Source organism: Halobaculum roseum (assembly GCF_019880245.1).
Lineage (GTDB): Archaea > Halobacteriota > Halobacteria > Halobacteriales > Haloferacaceae > Halobaculum > Halobaculum roseum.
This window is the reverse complement of record NZ_CP082287.1, coordinates 92205-110737: the sequence shown is the minus strand read 5'-3', so window position 1 is coordinate 110737 and position 18533 is coordinate 92205. Positions and strand designations below refer to the sequence as shown.

Here is an 18533-nt window from a genome sequence, read left to right as displayed (position 1 = left end):
CACCGGAGCTTTCACTCTGGACGAGGGGTGTTGCCTCAACCAAGTACTCTGCTCTCCGGCTGGAGGGCTATTCACTCTTGACTAGGGGTGTGTCAAACCCGCTCCAGTCCGGCGTTTTCACTCTGGATTGGGGGTGCCCGTCTGCGTCGGTAACTGTCGCTCCGAATCCGATTTCACTCGGGACCGACTCGACCCTTTGTGAGGATGATACGGCAGCGACAAAACATCAGAAGACGACCATAGCCCGATTTACACTCTGGTCGAGGTAGCCAAATCATTAAGTAGGTCCCATCCGCGATGTCTTATATTGATGGCTGAGGAACCGTCCCAACTCTCTGACTTCGACGGCCGCTACGAGGATCCCGCTGACGATCCCCTCTTTGACTTTGATGAAGACGACCCTGACCGAGCCAACATTTTCGCTCGAAAGGAGCTGCTGAAGGTTGGCCACGTCCCTGAAAGCGGACGTATCGTCGGCAGAGATGGTGAGATCAAAGCCGTTGCTGCTGAACTCAGACCGATCGTTCGTGGCGATCCGCCCAACAACGTGATTATTTACGGGAAAACGGGTACGGGGAAGTCACTGGTTGCTCGTCACGTGACCGAACGAGCGCGACGAGCCGCGGAGTCGAACGGTGTGTCCGTCGGCACGGTCTACGTCGACTGCGCGCAGCACAACACACAGACGCGTGTTGCCAGGACGGTAACTCGTTCACTTAACGAAACGGACGAGACTGACTTCGATATTCCGCGCGCAGGGATTGGCAGCGGTGAATACTACGACTATCTCTGGGAGATTCTGGATACTGCCTACGAGTCAGTCATCATCATTCTCGACGAGGTGGACCGACTCGATGACGATGATATTCTTATGCAGTTGTCGCGGGCTCGCGAATCGGGGAAAGCAGATTGCCACCTGGGCGTCATCGCAGTCAGCAACAAGATTGAGTATCGTGACCAGCTTAACGAACGCGTCAAGTCCAGTCTTCGCGAGGAAGAGTTCGTCTTCCAACCCTACGACGCGAATCAGCTTCGCGAGATTATGAAGCATCGACGGGACGCGTTCCACGATGGCGTTCTCTCTGATGATGTGATTCCGCTGACGGCGGCACTAGCCGCTCAAGAACACGGTGACGCCAGAAAGGCAATCGAAATTCTTCGTCACGCCGGCGAACTAGCCGAACGAGAAAACGTCGAGACGGTCGTCGAGGAACACGTTCGTGATGCTCAGGAGTGGGCTGAAATCGATCGGTTCGAGGAGCTGCTACGCGGGTCGACGACACAGGTCAAATTCATCCTCTATTCGCTCGCGCTGCTCACCGAGGAAAATCCGAACGAGGATGGATTCTCTACCAACCGAATTTACGAGCGCTATCAAGCGACGACAGAGAAGGCTGATGCGAAGACTCTCAGCGAGCACCGCGTCTATGAGCTGTTGAAAGAGCAGGCGTTCCTCGGTGTCGTTGAATCAACTCGGACCGGTGGTGGCCGGGGTGAAGGCAGTTATCTTGAGCATCGGCTGGTTCAGGATACCGGCATCGTGCTGAAATCTGTCCTCCGGGACAGCCGGCTGGAAGACCTGGCCTAGCTCCCGTTTCGGTCGCTGACCACACCCCTGATCACGAGTGTATCTCTCGATACGTCGGAAACGTGGGGTGGGTGATCCGAGGTCGTCTTCTACTCCCAATAATCGACTTTGGCCGGGTGACGAAACGACGGAAACGTGGGGGGTGTGATCCCCTCGATCGTGGCTGCGTTCCCTCCACCGACCTCCAGTTACGACGGAAACGTGGGGTGGGTATCTTCTCTCCGAGTGTTACCTGTTTGGACTGACCGGACCCATTCACACTGAGGGGTGTGGGGTGGGTTGAATCCATTCACACTCTGGGGCGTGTCCTCTGCTACTAATTGCGCTGAACAAACACTCAGCTACAGTTCACTATCGTCTACTCGTCGGGACTGACGGGGCCTTTATACTGGGAACGCACTTTTTCGCCTTCTCGCCACTGCCAGTAGTAGTAGCGGTTGTCGTTAATCTCCTTGATCGTGATCGTGGCCTTCGCCGGGACGTCGTCCGGCAAATCGTCGGGGCGTTCTTCGATTTCGCTTTCATCTGAGTCCTCTTCGAGACGTGCCTCGCGAGCTTTGTGCTCAGCTAGCTCTTCAGCGTAGCGGGCAACGTACTGGAGCTGTTCAGAAGAGGACTCGTTGAGCGTATTGACGAGGTCTGTCGGGAGTTCCGCCGGCGGCGTCGGTGGTTCGTAGGACATCAGCGGTCGCCTCGTGTTAACCAACAAAGTGCGTATCGGCATAGATTTGTTGGTTAATCAGATATCGACTCGTCACGGGTTGAAGAGTATGAATAGCAAACTATTCAAAAATAGCAACCCGGGAACGCTGTCGATGTCAAACCAACGGTAATCAATTAAACCTCACCGTGGAGGAGGTCGATAATTCAATTGCTGCTGTGAAACTCACCAGCATTCTCTTTCTGACTCACGGTAGGAAACGTCGAGATCGAGATCGTCGTACATGCGATCGAGCATAGCGAGTGCTGACTGAAACGTCGCATAATGCTTCCGCATGAACTCTATCGTCTCGCGCCGAGAGATGACTGGATATCCTTCGACGTGGTCGGGGTTGAGCACCGAACGCTCGTTGAGGACGACTTGGAGAGGACCTTCAAATGATTCCTCCGGTTGTCGCTCAAATCCTGTTGGGATTCCAAACCGTTCGAAAAAACGCTGCCAGGCGTCGATGTCATTCTCAAGGACGGCAAGAAAGAGCGGGTAGTCTCCGGGCTCGCGACCAACCTGATAGCCCCCTTGGGTCCACACGTAGACGGCGTCCACCTGTGTAAAGGCGAAGGGCCAGTCACCGAACTGTGGGAGTACGTACGCCTCTTCGATGGACGGTGGATTCACGGCGGCACTCGTGGCCAGCAGGTCTCGTGCCGCCTTACGGACGCGATCGTCGGTCACGAACAGTCCATCATCATATCGAAGATACCCTGCATCCTCTAGTTGATTGACTGCTTGTCGAACCGTTTCGTAGGGGGTGTGGAGATGTTGGGCTACCGTTCGGATCGAATCCCCAGGATTGACCGCGAGCAACACTCTAACAGCCGTCTCATCAAACGGTTCGTACATCTAATAATTACCAATATCCTGGTAACAGTCAAATAGATTACTACACTTTCGGCTATGCCGTTCTGAACGGCCTATGCAATCCGTCTGACTGACTCAAGTCCCGAGACACCAGCCAGTCTGTCTCTGACTTCCTCCTCGCCAATCGCCGTAGCCCACCGGACCGTAATTTCGACGGTAATGAGTGTTGCCGACAGCTGTGGCTCGATACTATCCAATTCGTCAATCGTGACGTCATCGATAGTTTCGGGCCGCGAGATACGCTTCTCAGTGTCAGTGACGAGGTCCCCATCCGCGCCGCAGGGGATTCGAATCGTCACGACGGCAATTGTCGTCGAGTCTAGGTCGGTGGTATTGGATACTGCCATATTATCATCTCCGTTGAGGCGCGTCTCACGGGCCAGATGTTCGACAACTGTACTCCGAGTGCACGAGGGACGATTCGAACGTCCGTCTCGGTCGTGGCACGACCGCGTGTTTCCGAACTCCACCACTCGCGCATCCTCAAAGAAAAGATCCGAACAGGGCTAGGTCGGCTCGAACGCCTCGATCTCATCGATGATCTGCTTCGGATTCTCGGCGTGTTCGATGAACGAGAGGACGTTCTCCGACCACCCCGAGATGTTGTAGACGTTCTCGTAGCCTTCTGGCGTCACCAGGTCGCCGTAGGCCGCGAGATCGACGAGATACAGCGCGGTGTCCGCAGACACCTCGTCCCGATACGCATCGAACGCGTCCTTGACCGTCTGGGAATCGCGGGCTGTAAACGGCGTGTTGTCCCAGATCTGCATATCGGTGAAGACGACGATGCGTTCGACGGGCTCACCTCGCTCGCGGAGGTAATCGATTACCTTCCAGCCGTTCGTCGAGTTCCCGACGTCTTCGTCGATCGCCAACACCGCCGCTTGGCGCTGCAGGACTGGCGTGTCGACGTGCATCGGAACGGTCTGGAAGTCGTCGCCGAACCCGCCGACGTCGACACCCTGGTCGGCCAGGATCGCACCGAACAACGTACCGATCTCCTTCAATCGGAGCGTGCTGTTCGCGGACAGCGGCTGATCCATCGATCCCGACAGGTCGACCGCGACAAAGGTATCGCCGAATCCGCCCGGCACCGTCTCGACCGCGACATCAATTGCGTCTTCGAGCCACTGCTCGACCGCTGGTGCCTGGACATCCGCGTCTTGCAGCGCGGTGTAGGCCTGGTAGTACCGGAACGGGTACAGCGGCGCGTGTCGGACTGCCTCCAGGTCGAGGTGATCCACGACGGTGTCCTCCGGAACGCCGGCTTCGAGCATATTCCGGAGGTTCCGGATCGACGCGAAGATGGGCAGCGTGTACTCGTCGTCCTCGATGAGCAGTTCCCAGGCGGCTTGGGTGTTGCCGCGCTCGGAGATAACCGTCTCCCACGTGTTGGGCGACGGCAACGGGTCGACGTCGGGATAGTCGTCGAGGCCGCCGCGCATGAACCGTTCGAAGAGCGCTTCCTGCTCGGCGTCGACGGGCGTGGGGTGGACGCGGTTGAAGACGTCGTGCAGCGTCACCTCGCGCCGCGACAGGTCGTACTTGCCCAGCGTGTAGGCGTCGGCCATCTCCACCAGCGCGTCCTCGATCCCGCGTCGAAGCGGCCACGGCGCAGTCACGCCGAAGAGCTGATCGTGGACCGCGAGCGCGGTGGCCGTCTCGTCCATCCGCTGGATGATCGCCGGCGCCCATTCGCGGATGAGCGACTCGGGGGAGTCGTCCTTGAACCGGTCGTCGTTGGCTGCCAGCACGAGCAGTACTTGTGGGATGTCCCGCAAGTAGAGCTCCTGGCGCGCATAGGCCGCGAGCTTCAGGACGAACTCCGGGTCCTCGTTTGCGGCGGCATCGAACTGGCGAACGACAGCAGCGAGCTGTTCGTCATCGGTCTCGTAGAACGAGCCCTCCAGCAGTTGGTTGATCGTGCGCTTGTACAGTGCGAGTCGGGGGTCGGCAGGCTCGAACGCGTCCCCACCTTCGTAGTTGGTGGTCCGCGTTGCCTCCGCGACCGTTTGCTTTGGGGTGTTGAATTCCATCCTATCACCCGGAGCCGCAATAGGCGACTCCGATCGCAGCTGCCCACACGCTCTGTGAGCAGCGAGCCTCGGGAGCAAAACGTCCCGAACCAGCCTCGCATCGCTCGGCTGGACGTTCCCGGCACGATTCGAACGTGCGACACCCGGCTTCGAAGGCCGGTGCTCTGTCCTGACTGAGCTACGGGAACACGAGTGGCCGGACAATTCCTGGAGCGAACGACGGGATTCGAACCCGTAGCGTGCCATCGACGTAGCGCTCCAGATCGACGGCCACTGGCGACACGGCGACCGGAAAACTGTCGGAGCGGAACCGGTGTCGAGCGTCCTCTCGTACGCTCTTTGTCCGGGATGTTCTCGATGGACTGCGCCACCGACAGGATTTGAACCTGCGAGTTCCTAGCGAAGCAACGCTCCGACTCGACGGTCGCCACGTGCGGTCGGGCAACCGGTGGTGCGACGGGCTATGACTCCCGTTGGTGTGCTTTGCGGGCGAAGAAACGCACCACCTCGACGACCACACGCTTGGGGAAAGCTGACCGTGACAGCGTCACGGATCCGTGGCTGCCCGCTATGTCAGACACGGGAAAGCGCTGTCATGGCCAGCCCCCCGAGTGCTCCCGAGGGGAATCGAACCCCTGGCCTCCAGTTTGAAAAACTGGCGTCTCTCGCCAACGGAGACTCCGGGAGCGCTGGAGAGTAAATCAAGCACCGAGGTGTGGGCACGCACGGGTCACTGCAGCCGTTCGAAGCCCTCGAGTTGTCCGTGCGTGAACGTTACTTGATACGTGACGAGTGTCTCGAGACCCTCGAAGGAGTGTTTGAGCTTGAAGCGGCCGTGGTAGTCGTCTCGTTCGATCCAGCCGTCGTGGACTCGGTTCCGACTGCCGGCCATGTAGCGAAAATCGTCCTCGTCGACGTCGTCACGGCTCGCGTATGGCCGGTCTTCCGGCGGGACCGCTTCGGTGTGCCACTCCTCTTCGAGGAGCCGACCGTCCGCCGTAATCCGAAATGTGGTCATGGTCGGTCGATTGATGCCTTTCGTCTGCCAGTCGACGTCCTCGGCAGGAGTAATCCCTTCGGGGTACTCTGGCAGGTGGACGTCGTCGTAGAGTTCGACTGTATCGAATAGTCCCATTGTTGTCCTCCATTGCGGGACCAGGAGTCGAACCTGGACTTCGGGGATATGAGCCCCGTGGACTGCCATTATCCTATCCCGCAGCACACAATTCGGAACTCACTCATGGGCATCTCTCAGTTCTCCACAGCTGTCCGTCCCTCAGTCTAGTCGGCTGGAAGTGAGAGGTCTCGGACTGTTGGAGAATGCTCCAGCCCGGATTCGAACCGGGGGCTCGGCCGTGAGAGGGCCGGAGTTTGGCCGCTACTCCACTGGAGCGGGTTGGCCTCGTCTGGAACGGGTCATCGGCCAGTGGATGGATGGCAGTCACCTCGTTCCGTGGAAGTATGCGCCGTCCTCGGTGACGCAGATTTTCACGCTTCCAATCGTGTCGATGGACGTTGTTTCACCGAGTGGGACGTGACGGAACGCTTCCTCCTCGCAGGCAGGGCAGACATTCGTTGTCATGACGCCGCGACCCGGATTCGAACCGGGAGACCGATAGCAGACGGCCACGGCATAGCAGGCCGCTGGGTTCCCCAATACCCAGTCGCGGCACAGTGAGCCGACGAGGATTCGAACCTCGGTCCTGTGCGCCCAAGGCACAGATCGTCGTCCGCTGGACCATCGGCTCACGGGACTGCCGAGCGTTCGGCAGTTGATTATCTATCTGTACGACTTTCCAACTGCGCAACCGCGACCGAGTAGTCGTGGTTGCGCGTCTCATCGCGCGGGCGTACTTCGGGTGTTCCCGGGAATACCACACCGGCTCATGTAGGTTGCAGACCCTGCTGGGCCCAGCATCGTCGGAACGATCCAGCTGATCGCACCAACGGGCTGCCTACCTCGATGGGTATCCCCACGTGGCCACGCCACGCATCCACGCCGACGCCGGGATTTGAACCCGGATCACGGCCGTGACACGACCGTATGCTCGCCGGATTACACCACGTCGGCATGTCGCCCCGGCCGGAATCGAACCGGCGACCTCCGGATTCAAAGTCCGGCGTCCCTCGCCAGCGGAGACTCCGGGGCTCGACGTAGCCGCAGCTCTCGCTGCGGAGCTGTTGGCTAACGACTTCCGTACGCTCAGCGCGGACGGAGTCCGCTCGCTCCTGTATCGGAACGAACGGAAACCAAGCAGCCGCGAGCCTGGCACCCCGCACTCGCATCAGGCTGTGTCCTGAGCGAGTACTGGGCACAGGCAGGCGGCAATCCCGTGTTCCCCGACCCGTGACGGGTAGTCCGTATGGGGGCCGAGTTATGCGGGTGAGAGTGTCCGGCCGTCGCCGGATTGCGTCGAACTCTCGTATTCGAAGTCGACGTGGATCCGGCGGTTTGCGCCCGGGCACTTCGCACGCTGATCTTGTAGACACTCGCCGAACACGGGAGCCGCGGCTAAGCGAGAACGAGCACGCCGCGGGGTGAGGCGAGTGATGATCATCGTGTTGAACTCTCTCGGTTTGAGGGGTGTATCGGACGTCAGCCTGGAATATCGTGGCAATTGTATTAAAATTAGTTAGGGTGTGTTACCCACAGACACGGCAGTCACACTCCAAGATACGGTTGCACACGACGTTTAATGTCCTAGCATTGGCTGTCGTCGATAGCCGGACGCTGGCCGGTGTTCTCGGTTGGACCCACAGAAACTATTTACACCAACCTGCTCTCTGTGGCGATAGATGAGTGGCCGATCGCCGGTCCGGTGCTAGCCGGGAGCCCAGTCACACGGCGTGACTGACGGTTCTCGGTTAGATACCAATGACCGAGAATACCGACTCAAACGAATCTCAGAAGCCAGGGAGTGCAAACAGCGGGTATTCCAACCCCACCGAACAGCGATCATCCACTGGATGCCAGGGTAGTGGTGCTTCCCCGCCGTGCGATGCTTGTGACACCACCCAGTACGACAAACTCCACGAAGTCTCTCTCGGTGAACGGGCATATGATGTGTGTGGTGATTGCCTCCAGCTCCTCGTTGACGATGTCGAGGAGTACCACTGGTGGGACCGCCTGACTGAAGTGCACTACAATCGCGCTGCGGAGTTTCTCCGCTCCCTCGATGCAGTCTGGTGTGTCAAAGATCAGGCGTACGCTGGCGGGGAACTGTGGGTCCACACGCCCTATTGCGATGCTGCAGTCGTCAGAGATGTGTGTGACCACTTTGGGTTCCAGATTCGCTGGTTTAGCGTTGTATACCCCGTTGACGATGGCTTCGAGTGCGTCTCCGAGCACGGGCCCTGTATCGAGATCAACCTCACGTTTACAGCCCACCGTTCGGATCCACTCCCGCTTGAATACGACATTCAGAACGACGTGGCATACCACGAGATCGAGTGGCTTGACGAGTATCGGCGCCTGTTCACGTCGCCTCCCGAGTAGTTCGGACTCGCAGATCGAATTGCCTCTCCAAAATACGGTTGCACAACTGTCTCACTATTTGACGACTCGATCTGTGCGCCAAGAGTCTGTATTCCACTCTACCCGATATGATTATGAATACATCGGAGAGATGGGAATCTATGAGAGTGGACGGTGCTACGGGTTATCTACTGTTTGCGGGATCGGTCCTGCACGGTTGGCGAGTTGGCCGATGCAATGATAAACGCAAATCGTGCGAGACTTTATCCGTCGGCAGAGCCAAGATTTGCCTGACCAATGAGTCTGGACGACGCGGTTGAGGAAGCTCTCGCAACATACGGGATGTCGCGGAGCGAAGAGGCCGAAGAAACCGGCCGCACGGTCGCGACGCTCCAAGACTAGCGCACGCCGCTTACTCGAGAGTCCGAATTTTCTCTGCGAACTCCGCCTTGGATAGCCCAGGGGTTTCCATTAGCTCGGGGTTGTCGGTGCGCTCAACCGCCTCTTCGACGAATTCGATCCAGAGCTCCTCGTGCGCTGTTGCGTAGACTGTTTTCGCTTCTGCGGGATACATATCCAGCTCGTATGCCGTCAGGTCGATCTGGACCTCGTGTTTCCGTTCAAGCGTTGTCGCTCCGAAGTCAGAGAGATGTTTGAGTAGCACATTCTTCCGACGAACCGTCAAGAGACGCTTTGACTCGTTAATATACTCGTTTACCCACTCCCGCCAGTCGTATGTCTCTGAGTCGATTTCCACGGATGTCTCTGGCATCGAGAAATCGGGAGCAATCCGACGAAGGTAGAACTGAACCAGGGCAACAGCAGTCCGATGGTTCGCATTCGGAAGCGCGTGTTTGAGAATGAGATTTGAGGCGAGACGGCCTGCAACATCAGTCGCGCTGCCCTCCCACGACACCCGGTTGAGCGCATCTGGGAGTGCATCGATGTCGATGCTCTTGTACGCTTCAACGGGAACTCCTTCTTCTTCCTCATTCTGGGCTATGAGCACTTGATAGATCTCAAGGAGCCGGGCAACGATGGTACCGTTATCAGCACCCATCTCAGAGAGTGCTTCGCCAAGATCGAATTCGAGATCGCCGACGTCCCCACCACCGACGCGGGAGGTATAGATACTGAAAAACTCGCTGTCAAAATCGTACTTGCGAACCTTCACCGCCACGTCGTCGTCGTACTCGACAATCCTGGCAACGATCTCTGATGGAGCCTCGTGGACAAAATCAAGAGAGAACTGATTGTCGCCCGGATGGTGATAATAGACGTGACCCATCTACCTGATTCGCTGTACTTGGGGGAGCATCTTAATTCACGCTACCTTTCGGACCGACCTGGCATCGGGATTCCATCGAATCGAGTCTCTCCCAGTCGACGTTGATTCGGAGATGATACTCACTGTCGTAGCTTCCCTGTTCGGATCGCATTGGGTCGAGGAGCGGACACTCGCTCGTGAATGACTTGAGGAACGTCTCACGCGCCGGGAGGTCGAAGCCGAGCTGGTCGGCGAGTGACGATTCGTTTGGTCGCAGCGCCGTTGTCGGGTCGCTGGAGGCACTCAACGACCGTCGCCCACGAATAGTCTCGATCCTCCGCGACGACTATCGCCTGTACGAATTCTTGGATGCCACCACAGAGTTCGGGATGGTCGGTACAGTCAACGGTCGTCTTTTACACATCTGCGACGCTCACGGCGGTGTCCTCGATGAGCCTCGACTCGTAGCCGAAGAATTTGATCTTGAGCGGAGCGGCTACGTCCGTGAAGTCGGTCAGTCAGGCTAACCTCCGGGAATAACGGCAGACTATCGCTCCCTATTCTCTGACAACCACTCCTAATCTGGACGGGGCGCGTTCTCGTACTTGACCATCTTCTCGGGCTTATCGGCGATGGTGTCGTAGATCTGCTGAAGTGTCTCCTCCGCGGCAAGCAGATTGTGCGTCTCCAAGAACTCCCGACCCTCCTCGGTGAGGCCGTAGAACTTCCAGGGATACCCCTGCCGGCGCTGGTCGTCGTCCAGGGCGACCTCCGTGACGATGCCGGCGTCGATCAGCTTCTGGATGTACTTGTAGACGGTGGCATCACTCACGCTGGGGTTGAGCTCCTCGAGTTCATACATTGATGGGAGCTGTTGGGGGTGAGCGAGAATATCGCTGATAAGCGAAAATCGTGTCTGCTGTGTAATGAAGTGGATGACTTCCCGTGGTGTCGTGTCGTCGCCGACACCCGAACCAACCTCCATGACGATGTATTCGACCGGGCGTAGTAAAGTAGTTTACCCGAGAGTAAACTACCGAGCCGACTCACTATGATGAGTGTGCCGCCAAGCGAGTAGGACAGGATAATTCACTGGCCCTCACGCTCTTCCCACTCCGGACGTGGTGTCGGGGATGGGAGTTCGTCAACCTCAGTTCGAAGTTCGTCCTCTGTCGTCCACGGGAAGCACCGTTCGTGGAGTTCGAATTTGCGGAACTTGTTGAGATGAACCCAACTGTACGTTGCCGGCTCTTCGTCCTCATTTGTCCGGTCGTCGATCACATCCCAAACCTCCTGTTCGTCGATGTCAAGACCCTTCTCCTGTGCGCGCTCTATGAGCGACTCGACTTTTGATTGGACTTCCTCCTCCGACAAATCGTCTGCGAACACTATCTCGAGAGCAGCCTGAATGACGTGCTGTGTCGAGTCAAGGTTCTCGTCAGTCACCCACGCGTAATCACGCGGGAACACGTACGACTTGTCGAAATACGGTGGGTCATCGATCTCGCCCAATTCAGGCGCCTCCCCACCACTCTCCTTCTCGAAGACACCGACGATGTAGTCGCTGTACGTCGCGAGCAGCGAAAGCATGATATCGAACGTATTGAGCCGGTCAGTCGGAAGCTCGAGGAGATCGCCCATGATGAACGGATACGCACCGAGCTGCTTTGTCAGTTCGTTCTGGACGGCGCGAAGCCGACGGATATAGGGGTCGCGATAGCTTCCCAGGATGAAATACGATGTCCGCTGACTCCAAAGATACGGCAATTCACGCTGGGTGAACCGCCATATTTCCCGTTTCTCTGCAGGCTCAAGTTCGATGCCCCCCACGGCCTCGTGAACAACGGCCATAATCTCCCCAGCGTCCGGCGGCGGGCTTGGGTCGGTCATTAGCTGCCGATTCAAACCACAACACCTTATCCTTTCTGAATCACTTTGATTTTTTCTGATTTAACCAACTTGGATGACCCTAACTGTTATAGCGCCCCTCCTCGTATCGTCACGTATGAGCGAAACCGACACTGGCGCGGCCGATGCGGGGCCGTTCGCGGAACAACAGCGGCTGTTCAAGCTGCTGTCCCAGGATACGCGCCATCTCATCATCCAGGAGCTGCTGGGCCATCCCGCCCATCTAATGTCGCTCGCCGAACTCGAGTATATGACCGGGAAGAGCCAGGCGGCCATCAAAGACCAGTTGGAGACGTTGATCGACGCCGGGCTCCTCGCACGCTACACGTACGAACCAAGCGAGGGGAAACGTGATCTCCCCGCCCAGTTCTACGGATTCACAGAGCGGGGGGTCGAGGTCCTCCACGACTACAAGTATCTCCGTGGGCTTCCGGTCGCACGTGCCCTCTACGAAAACACGCGCAAGACCGAGAAAATCGAGCGCCACGAATCGGCCCCTCGCCCGGAGCTTCCGGATGCCGTCGCGGAAGCCCTCGAGTTCGACGAGCCCGATCTCGACGCCGTCGATGGTGGCACAAACCCATAGTTCGTCGGTCAACTACCCCACCCTACTTCGCTCAGTCTGACGACTTTGCTCGTTGAGGGTGGGGCTTGTCCGTGTCCTCGACCTCGAACCCGTCCGGGTGGGCGGTAAATCCGCCACTTGGCGTCACCGTTCCAGACTTTAGGGCAAGCTGACTGTTGCCCGTCCGCCGGGACGACTGTTGGCCTCGGCGGACGTACCGCATACCGATGTTCTTCGCCGCGTTGTAGTCTGCGTTCGCTTCCGACTCGCACTTCTGACAGCAGAAATCGGTTCGATTCGGGCGATTCTCGTCGGCTGTGAAGCCACACTCGGCGCACCGTTTCGACGTGTACGCCGAACCCACCTGCTGCACCAAGATACCGTTCGCTTCGGCTTTGTACTCTACTTGCTCGTAGAGCGTTTGGAACGCCCACTTGTGGCCCCACGACGCACCCGTGCGGTCGCGGATGTGGGTTAGGTCCTCGAACGCGATCACGTCGCACTCGTATCGGAGTGCTTCGTCTACGATAGCGTTCGACGCTCGGTGAAGTACGTCGCGGACGTAGCGAAGTTCCCGGCCACTCGACTGTTCAAGCGTCCGGTGGGCGCTTCGCGTTCCGGTCTGTTGGAGGCCGGCGCGTACCTTCTCGAACTCGCGGAGGTCATGGGTTAACTCTCGCCCGCTAAAGAAGCAGGCAGTGCTGGTGACGGCGAGATTTTTGATACCGAGGTCAACCCCGAGGACCGTTCCGTCCTCGGCGGTATTCCGTTCGGTGTCGGTCTTGTGTCGGCGGAAGCCGATGTGCAAGAAGTAATCGCCGTTGCGGGCGGTGAGCGTACTTTCTGTAACGCTCCATTCGTCAGAGTTGAGGTACTGCCGTTGGTAGCCATCGTCGGCATCGGGAAGTGCGAGCGAACACCGGACGCGACTCTCTGTCGTGGAGAGAGAAACCGTGTCGTCATCGAACAGCGTCATCGTCCGGGTGTCGTACTTCACCGTGGGTGCGGTGAACGTCGGCTTGCTGACCTTCTTGCCGTTGGACCGGCGTTCGATACAGCCAGTGATGGCTTGTGCGGCTTGGTGGGTGGCGAGAATCGCATGCTGACTCCCGAGGCCGGTTTGCTCACGCACGTCGTCGTAGGCGAGGGGCTGTACGTCGCTCTTGGCGTTGCACTTGCCCCACGCCATGTCGGTGGCGAGCTGGCAACCACGCTTCCACTCAGAGATGGTCTCCTCAAGCAACTCGCGTTGCCTACCATCTACCGAGAGTCGGGTGATTGCTGTCCGGCGCACGTAGTCGTCTGCCACAGATTCAATGTAGTCTCTTGGCTACTTATATATTAGTTTCTGTGGCCTATACAAACGCGCTCCTCCCCTCACTACTCGCACCCTTCGGTCGCTCCTTGAGGAAGGGGACTCCGCGCTACCGCTTCAGTTGAACAGCACCGTTCTCGACGCTGCAGAGAATACGCCGACTTCGTACCTAGGTCAGGACTCCGTGGGCTCCAGCATGGCTGACTCGACGTTGATTCGGAGGCGATACGTACTGTTGGTCGATCCGGTGTCGGGCCGCGTCGGGTCCAGCAGCGAGTAGCCACTTGTGAACGACGCAACGAGTTCCTCGCGGGCGGGGAGGTCGATGCCGAGCTGGTCGGCGAGATAGACGATCCGCTTGGTCGCAGCGCCGTTGTCGAGGCGTTCGAGGTACTCGCCGACGGTGTCCCAGTTGCAACCCCGTTCGTCGGCGGTGCGCATCGCGGTCGCAAGTTTCCGAAGACCACCACAGAACTCGGGGTGGTCCGCACAGTCGACCAGTGTCTTCTCCAGGTCGCTGACCTGAACGGTCGTACCCTCGATGGATGTCGGCTCAAAGCCGAAGAATTTCTGCTCGGTGACTGTCGTGACACGGTACGGGACGCCGTGGATCTCCCTGCTTTGCGCTCGGGTCGGCGTGACGACGTACACCGTCCGGGGAACCTGTTCGGTCAGCCCGTGGTGGCTGAGGGCGCTGTAGTAGCCGATGTACATCGGCTCGGCGACGTGGGCGGCGATGAGGTACTCGTGGGTGGTGTACACGGCCTCCTCGCCGGCAGTGAGTGGAATGATGAGATACGTGCCCGGGAAGAGCCGGTCGAGCCAGCCCTTCTCGGTGAGCCGGGAGGCGATCTCGCGGGCGGTGTTTGGGGGGACCTCCAGGGTCGTCTCGATGTCGTCGACGGAGATGATCTGGTGCCCCGCGCCAGCGAGTTGTGCAAGGAGTCGACTTTCTCGAGTCGAGAGACCCTGGCGTATATTTTGCGATTGTTCTATGATACCCATACCTGCGTTTCTTACATAGAATATAGTCTCAGACCTGCTTTAGCCTTGCCTCATCCTTCTTAGCTTCCTTAACCAACACAAAATCATCAAATAGATATGTGTTGGTTAAGAACCGTGGAGACTGTGGATGAACAAATCGGATGTGGCAGATTCTGTCGGCAGTATCTTCCAACCCCGTCTTCTGGCTGGTCCAGCTATTGATGTGACATTGGATCGAGTTCGAATTAGTCATTCGATACAAAATCCCGATCGTATTCAAAAACAAGGTGGAGGGGCTTGTTGACGTGCCCACAGCGTTGACTTGCCGGCACTACGAGACACAGGTATGAACCCACGCGATATCATCCGTCGAGACCATGATTCACGTGACGGTGAGGACCCGCTGCGCGTACTGGTGGATACCGCGTCACTGAACGAGCAGCTCGCCGATGGTAACGATGCCGCCCAGCGGGTACTCGACTATGCAGCGAACCGCGAGTTCGAATTCATTCGGTCGCCAGACACGCCACGGCATGAGGAGCTTGAGTGTATCCCACCGTATACAATTGAGACGGCAGAGAACGGGGCTCGAGTTGTCCGGAGCGATGATGATGGGCAGCAAACAACCACGTCATTCTCGTATCTGTTCGGATATCAGGAACGGGCGATTCGGCGGACTACAGCACGAGTCTTCTCCGATGACATCGACGCGTATGCGACCGAAGTAGAGGACGTCACCGAACGAGAGCTGGCGACAGTCCGGCAGGTGTTCGTCCACGCCGCGCTCAACCATCGTGATGAGGGACACCTGTTCATCACGAACCGAACGGTCCTCCTCACCAACCGACGGTGGTTCGAAGCGCACTTCCCCGGTGGGCAGTTGAATATCATGAGCCTCGGCGAGGCAGTCGAGTATCTCGGGCTCTATATCCGGTATCGGGAGCAGTTCTACGCTAGTCCGAACCTCACCGTCGGAATGTTCGGCTGGTACTGGCATCTCTTCCGGGCGTTGGTTCCGCGGTATCACGTGGAGGCCGACGCGGCTGACGACTATCTACGGGGATTTAGCATCCGATTTCAGAACTTGCTTATCGCCGTCGATGAGATCGGGTATCAGTATTTCCAGGAGCCAGATAACCGGACGCAGCTCAACGTCCAGTACCATTTCGACAATGCGATCTCCCTGATCACCGGCGTTTTCGATACACTAGCCCTCAAGACCGCGGAGAAGTATGCTATCGACGACATTCGCAAAGAGTTCATTTCGCTCTCGAACAACCGGGGACGGGACTTTCTGAATGAAGTACGGGAGGCAAACACCGATCTTCGTGATCACATCGCGGACCACATGGCGTACATCAATCTGGTCTATGTTCTCCGACCGCTCGTAGTCCATCGCGGAGGATATCAGGACAGTCTCCTCGAGGATGCTGATCAGGATTGGACAGCGGGAGTCATTCCGCTTGACCGGTTCAATGAGGCAGATCGAGATGCCTTCGAGCGGTACTACCGCGAGATAGATGACGATCCCTTACCCTATGATCCGCTCACTGAGTGGGGATTGTATCAGGCAGACTGGGCTGATGCGGGCTACATCGAACCATACCACTTCATGAAGGCCGCAGTGAAGACGCTCATCCAGTTTGCTAATGCGTACCTCCAGTTGCTCGGCTATCCGGATTTCATCGAGCAACACAGAGAGGACGATCAGGGGGCGACGTTCATCGATACCTGTGATCGAATCCGTCAAACCGGCTTGACCGGCTTCTATCAGGTGTTCCCGTAGCTATCTCCGACAGTCAAGGGAACTGACTGAAAGAGACTGTAATAGACTGTAATAGGCGTCTTCAGCTCTTCCTGAACGGTGTGGGAATCCCACCCGCAGTAAAGCGAGCGACTGCTCCGCAGCTGGGACACTCATCGACGAACGCACAGACTCGAAGCGAGGTTTCTAACTCACGAACGCTCCCGCACACGGAACACTCGTACGCGGTGCGATACCGGACTGATGGACGGTGCTGTTGCCGTCGTGTGTGGGAGGTCGCTGTCGGTGTCGCCCTACCGTGAGACGCTGCTGTCGGGGATCGCTCCTGGTTCGTCATGGATTGCTCGTGATCGAGCTGCCAGGCCGAATAGGGAAGCGTGTCATAGATGCGATCTGGCTTGCTGATTCCCACATCGAAAGTAGCAGGCTCGGCTGGGTCGCGTGCGTCATCTGATCGGGGCTCATCGACTGAGCTCCCGTCGACGTGTGATGTGTCTCGCTGACCCAGAGGATCCGTCTGTGCCCATACACCGAGTTCGACGGCCTCTGCCTGCTTGTAGAGCACGCCATCGATGGCGGCCGCCAGTTCAGCGAGTGGCTCGGAGATCTCGGACTCCCCGTGTTTCTCGACAGCGTTCTCGAACAACCATTCTCGGAGCGTCGCTGCGGTCTCTCTATCGACGGTGTACGATGGAACAGCGTTCATTAGTCTCTCACTCCGCCCCTCTTGGATGCGACAAACCACACACCGTCCCTATCCCCGTTGATGAGACTCCATCCAGGTGTTAGCGAGGTTGTGGCTGCGCGCGCAGCGACCGCAGGGAGCGAGCACGGAGCGGTGGGTGGGGTGGAGGGGCGTCCACGGGCGGTGGTCGCCACTAAAAACGGGGGTAGCGCCCCGCTCAGCGCAGGGTGTCCCGTTCCTCTTCGAGGCCGACACCCGGGTCGTCGGTGCCGTGTTCGGCTTCGTAGGCGTCGACGAGCTCCCGACTGTACCGCGCGATCCGATTCCGGGACGTCGGTACGATCGTGCTCGCCGCCACGGCGACCTGCTCTTGGGTGAGGTGCTTGCGCGACAGCAGCCGATCCGCCGCGTACAGCGCCGACGCCGCGACAGTGCATCGTGGCGTCCCTGGCCCGACCGGCACCCGATCGCCGAGCTTCATCAGGTGTTGGGCCAGCCGCCACGTCCGCACGGCTCGCGCCCCGGGGATGGCGTCGTCATCGAGCGCGTCGACGACCTCCATCACGGCGTTGGGTCTGATGAGCGGCGCATCGAACCCGCACTGACACCGGATCTTCCGCGCCGCAGCGCACACCCGCTCGAGGGGCGCTTTGGTGTGCTTGGCGACCGCGACGTCGATCTCGTCACGGTCGACCGCTGAGGCTCGCGCGGCCAGGAGGACGGCGCCGCCAGCGAGTGCCTCCCAGGCCATCCGCCCGCCCGGTAGCCGCGCTTCCGAGGCGCTCCGGAGATGTCGGGCCGCCTGCTTGATGACGTGGTCCGGCAGGCTCAGGTTGCCGCCGATCATCTCGATGTCACGCAGTCCCTCGTTGAGCCGCTTGGTCCGCTTGCGCTTCTCGCCGAACTGCATCCGCTTGTGCCATTTCCGGAGGCGCTGGACCTTCTCCCACTGTTCGTTGCTTAGGGGGTTACCGCGCCCATCGGTGTTTCGCCCGATTTTCGTGTGCAGGCCCTTGTCCGTCCGCAGCGGGTCCACCGTCTCGATGCTCTGGTCGGCGTCCCCGACCAGGCCTAGGTCGTTCAGCGTCGGGCTCAGGTCGACCCACTCGTCGGCGACGATCAGCCCGCAGTCCGTGCAGAACGACTGCTCGTCTTCGGTGATCACCTGGCCCTCACACTCCGGACAGGTCGACCGCCCCGACGGCTCGTGTTCGACCGTCGTCTCGTGACCGCGTTCCTCAGTGGTAGTACTCTGTACGTCCGAAACCGTCTTTTCGCTCGCGTTGTTACTCGACATTGCAGTCTCCTGAAGGCGCTCATCACAGCGCCCGACACCGCGGCCCCAAACCGCGGTTTCCTCGACGTC

The 18533-nt window shown here is 58.6% G+C and carries 15 protein-coding genes and 9 tRNA genes; 4 read left to right on the top strand and 20 right to left on the bottom strand.

Annotated features, from left to right (window positions below; all coding sequences use genetic code 11):
• Positions 1-310: 310 nt before the first annotated feature.
• Complete coding sequence (locus K6T36_RS15840; protein WP_092635370.1) at positions 311-1588, top strand: Cdc6/Cdc18 family protein; 1278 nt, start codon at positions 311-313, stop codon at positions 1586-1588.
• A 358-nt stretch (positions 1589-1946) separates the two neighbouring features.
• On the opposite strand, the gene K6T36_RS15835 is transcribed toward K6T36_RS15840, so the two are convergent.
• From K6T36_RS15835 to K6T36_RS15770, 14 genes are all read right to left on the bottom strand, one after another.
• Positions 1947-2270, bottom strand: a complete 324-nt coding sequence (locus K6T36_RS15835) for a DUF6788 family protein (protein WP_222923664.1) — start codon at positions 2268-2270, stop codon at positions 1947-1949.
• Positions 2271-2474: 204 nt separating this feature from the next.
• Positions 2475-3149, bottom strand: coding sequence for a MarR family transcriptional regulator (locus K6T36_RS15830; protein ID WP_222923663.1), 675 nt, complete (start codon positions 3147-3149; stop codon positions 2475-2477).
• A 71-nt stretch (positions 3150-3220) separates the two neighbouring features.
• A complete protein-coding gene (locus K6T36_RS15825) occupies positions 3221-3514 on the bottom strand; it encodes a hypothetical protein (protein WP_222923662.1) in 294 nt (97 codons plus the stop codon).
• Between the two features lie 59 nt (positions 3515-3573).
• Positions 3574-3646: transfer RNA gene (locus K6T36_RS15820), tRNA-Gly, on the bottom strand.
• A gap of 27 nt (positions 3647-3673) precedes the next feature.
• Positions 3674-5203 (bottom strand): TROVE domain-containing protein, encoded by a 1530-nt coding sequence (locus K6T36_RS15815; protein ID WP_222923661.1) that lies wholly within the window; start codon positions 5201-5203, stop codon positions 3674-3676.
• Positions 5204-5316: 113 nt separating this feature from the next.
• A tRNA-Arg gene (locus tag K6T36_RS15810) sits at positions 5317-5391 on the bottom strand.
• 424 nt (positions 5392-5815) lie between these two features.
• Positions 5816-5891, bottom strand: a tRNA-Glu gene (locus K6T36_RS15805).
• 42 nt (positions 5892-5933) lie between these two features.
• Positions 5934-6338, bottom strand: coding sequence for a hypothetical protein (locus tag K6T36_RS15800; protein WP_222923660.1), 405 nt, complete (start codon positions 6336-6338; stop codon positions 5934-5936).
• A 12-nt stretch (positions 6339-6350) separates the two neighbouring features.
• Positions 6351-6421 (bottom strand) — tRNA-Met (locus K6T36_RS15795).
• A gap of 103 nt (positions 6422-6524) precedes the next feature.
• Positions 6525-6596: transfer RNA gene (locus K6T36_RS15790), tRNA-Glu, on the bottom strand.
• Between the two features lie 191 nt (positions 6597-6787).
• Positions 6788-6874, bottom strand: a tRNA-Ser gene (locus K6T36_RS15785).
• A gap of 4 nt (positions 6875-6878) precedes the next feature.
• Positions 6879-6951, bottom strand: a tRNA-Pro gene (locus K6T36_RS15780).
• 249 nt (positions 6952-7200) lie between these two features.
• Positions 7201-7274: transfer RNA gene (locus K6T36_RS15775), tRNA-Asp, on the bottom strand.
• A gap of 3 nt (positions 7275-7277) precedes the next feature.
• Positions 7278-7353: transfer RNA gene (locus K6T36_RS15770), tRNA-Gln, on the bottom strand.
• A 725-nt stretch (positions 7354-8078) separates the two neighbouring features.
• Here K6T36_RS15770 and K6T36_RS15765 point away from each other — a divergent pair.
• Positions 8079-8699, top strand: coding sequence for a hypothetical protein (locus K6T36_RS15765; protein WP_222923659.1), 621 nt, complete (start codon positions 8079-8081; stop codon positions 8697-8699).
• A 391-nt stretch (positions 8700-9090) separates the two neighbouring features.
• On the opposite strand, the gene K6T36_RS15760 is transcribed toward K6T36_RS15765, so the two are convergent.
• The 3 genes from K6T36_RS15760 to K6T36_RS15750 form a co-directional block, all read right to left on the bottom strand.
• Positions 9091-9966 carry a DUF8172 family protein gene (locus K6T36_RS15760; protein ID WP_222923658.1) on the bottom strand — a complete coding sequence of 292 codons (876 nt, stop codon included), beginning with the start codon at positions 9964-9966 and terminating at the stop codon, positions 9091-9093.
• Positions 9967-10522: 556 nt separating this feature from the next.
• Positions 10523-10930, bottom strand: coding sequence for a MarR family transcriptional regulator (locus K6T36_RS15755; RefSeq protein WP_222923657.1), 408 nt, complete (start codon positions 10928-10930; stop codon positions 10523-10525).
• 104 nt (positions 10931-11034) lie between these two features.
• A complete protein-coding gene (locus tag K6T36_RS15750) occupies positions 11035-11835 on the bottom strand; it encodes a DUF8170 family protein (RefSeq protein WP_222923656.1) in 801 nt (266 codons plus the stop codon).
• Between the two features lie 115 nt (positions 11836-11950).
• Between K6T36_RS15750 and K6T36_RS15745 the strand changes: the two genes are divergently transcribed.
• On the top strand, positions 11951-12439 hold the full coding sequence (locus K6T36_RS15745; protein WP_222923655.1) for a helix-turn-helix domain-containing protein: 489 nt from the start codon (positions 11951-11953) through the stop codon (positions 12437-12439).
• A 31-nt stretch (positions 12440-12470) separates the two neighbouring features.
• Here the strand turns inward: K6T36_RS15745 and K6T36_RS15740 are convergent, their stop codons facing one another.
• Both K6T36_RS15740 and K6T36_RS15735 read right to left on the bottom strand, forming a co-directional pair.
• Complete coding sequence (locus K6T36_RS15740) at positions 12471-13727, bottom strand: RNA-guided endonuclease InsQ/TnpB family protein (protein WP_222923654.1); 1257 nt, start codon at positions 13725-13727, stop codon at positions 12471-12473.
• 180 nt (positions 13728-13907) lie between these two features.
• A complete protein-coding gene (locus tag K6T36_RS15735) occupies positions 13908-14738 on the bottom strand; it encodes a type IV toxin-antitoxin system AbiEi family antitoxin domain-containing protein (RefSeq protein ID WP_222923653.1) in 831 nt (276 codons plus the stop codon).
• A gap of 325 nt (positions 14739-15063) precedes the next feature.
• On the opposite strand from K6T36_RS15735, the gene K6T36_RS15730 reads away from it, so the two are divergent.
• The gene (locus tag K6T36_RS15730) at positions 15064-16503 is read left to right on the top strand and encodes a hypothetical protein (RefSeq protein ID WP_222923652.1); all 1440 of its coding nucleotides are present in this window, start codon (positions 15064-15066) and stop codon (positions 16501-16503) included.
• Between the two features lie 881 nt (positions 16504-17384).
• On the opposite strand, the gene K6T36_RS15725 is transcribed toward K6T36_RS15730, so the two are convergent.
• Positions 17385-18464, bottom strand: a complete 1080-nt coding sequence (locus K6T36_RS15725) for a transcription initiation factor IIB (protein ID WP_222923651.1) — start codon at positions 18462-18464, stop codon at positions 17385-17387.
• Positions 18465-18533: the final 69 nt, after the last annotated feature.

Coding starts and splice junctions, on each gene's coding strand:
- K6T36_RS15840 (WP_092635370.1), top strand. CDS start 311: ATGGCTGAGGAACCGTCCCAACTCTCTGACTTCGACGGCCGCTACGAG.
- K6T36_RS15835 (WP_222923664.1), bottom strand. CDS start 2,270: ATGTCCTACGAACCACCGACGCCGCCGGCGGAACTCCCGACAGACCTC.
- K6T36_RS15830 (WP_222923663.1), bottom strand. CDS start 3,149: ATGTACGAACCGTTTGATGAGACGGCTGTTAGAGTGTTGCTCGCGGTC.
- K6T36_RS15825 (WP_222923662.1), bottom strand. CDS start 3,514: ATGGCAGTATCCAATACCACCGACCTAGACTCGACGACAATTGCCGTC.
- K6T36_RS15815 (WP_222923661.1), bottom strand. CDS start 5,203: ATGGAATTCAACACCCCAAAGCAAACGGTCGCGGAGGCAACGCGGACC.
- K6T36_RS15800 (WP_222923660.1), bottom strand. CDS start 6,338: ATGGGACTATTCGATACAGTCGAACTCTACGACGACGTCCACCTGCCA.
- K6T36_RS15765 (WP_222923659.1), top strand. CDS start 8,079: ATGACCGAGAATACCGACTCAAACGAATCTCAGAAGCCAGGGAGTGCA.
- K6T36_RS15760 (WP_222923658.1), bottom strand. CDS start 9,966: ATGGGTCACGTCTATTATCACCATCCGGGCGACAATCAGTTCTCTCTT.
- K6T36_RS15755 (WP_222923657.1), bottom strand. CDS start 10,930: ATGGAGGTTGGTTCGGGTGTCGGCGACGACACGACACCACGGGAAGTC.
- K6T36_RS15750 (WP_222923656.1), bottom strand. CDS start 11,835: ATGACCGACCCAAGCCCGCCGCCGGACGCTGGGGAGATTATGGCCGTT.
- K6T36_RS15745 (WP_222923655.1), top strand. CDS start 11,951: ATGAGCGAAACCGACACTGGCGCGGCCGATGCGGGGCCGTTCGCGGAA.
- K6T36_RS15735 (WP_222923653.1), bottom strand. CDS start 14,738: ATGGGTATCATAGAACAATCGCAAAATATACGCCAGGGTCTCTCGACT.
- K6T36_RS15730 (WP_222923652.1), top strand. CDS start 15,064: ATGAACCCACGCGATATCATCCGTCGAGACCATGATTCACGTGACGGT.
- K6T36_RS15725 (WP_222923651.1), bottom strand. CDS start 18,464: ATGTCGAGTAACAACGCGAGCGAAAAGACGGTTTCGGACGTACAGAGT.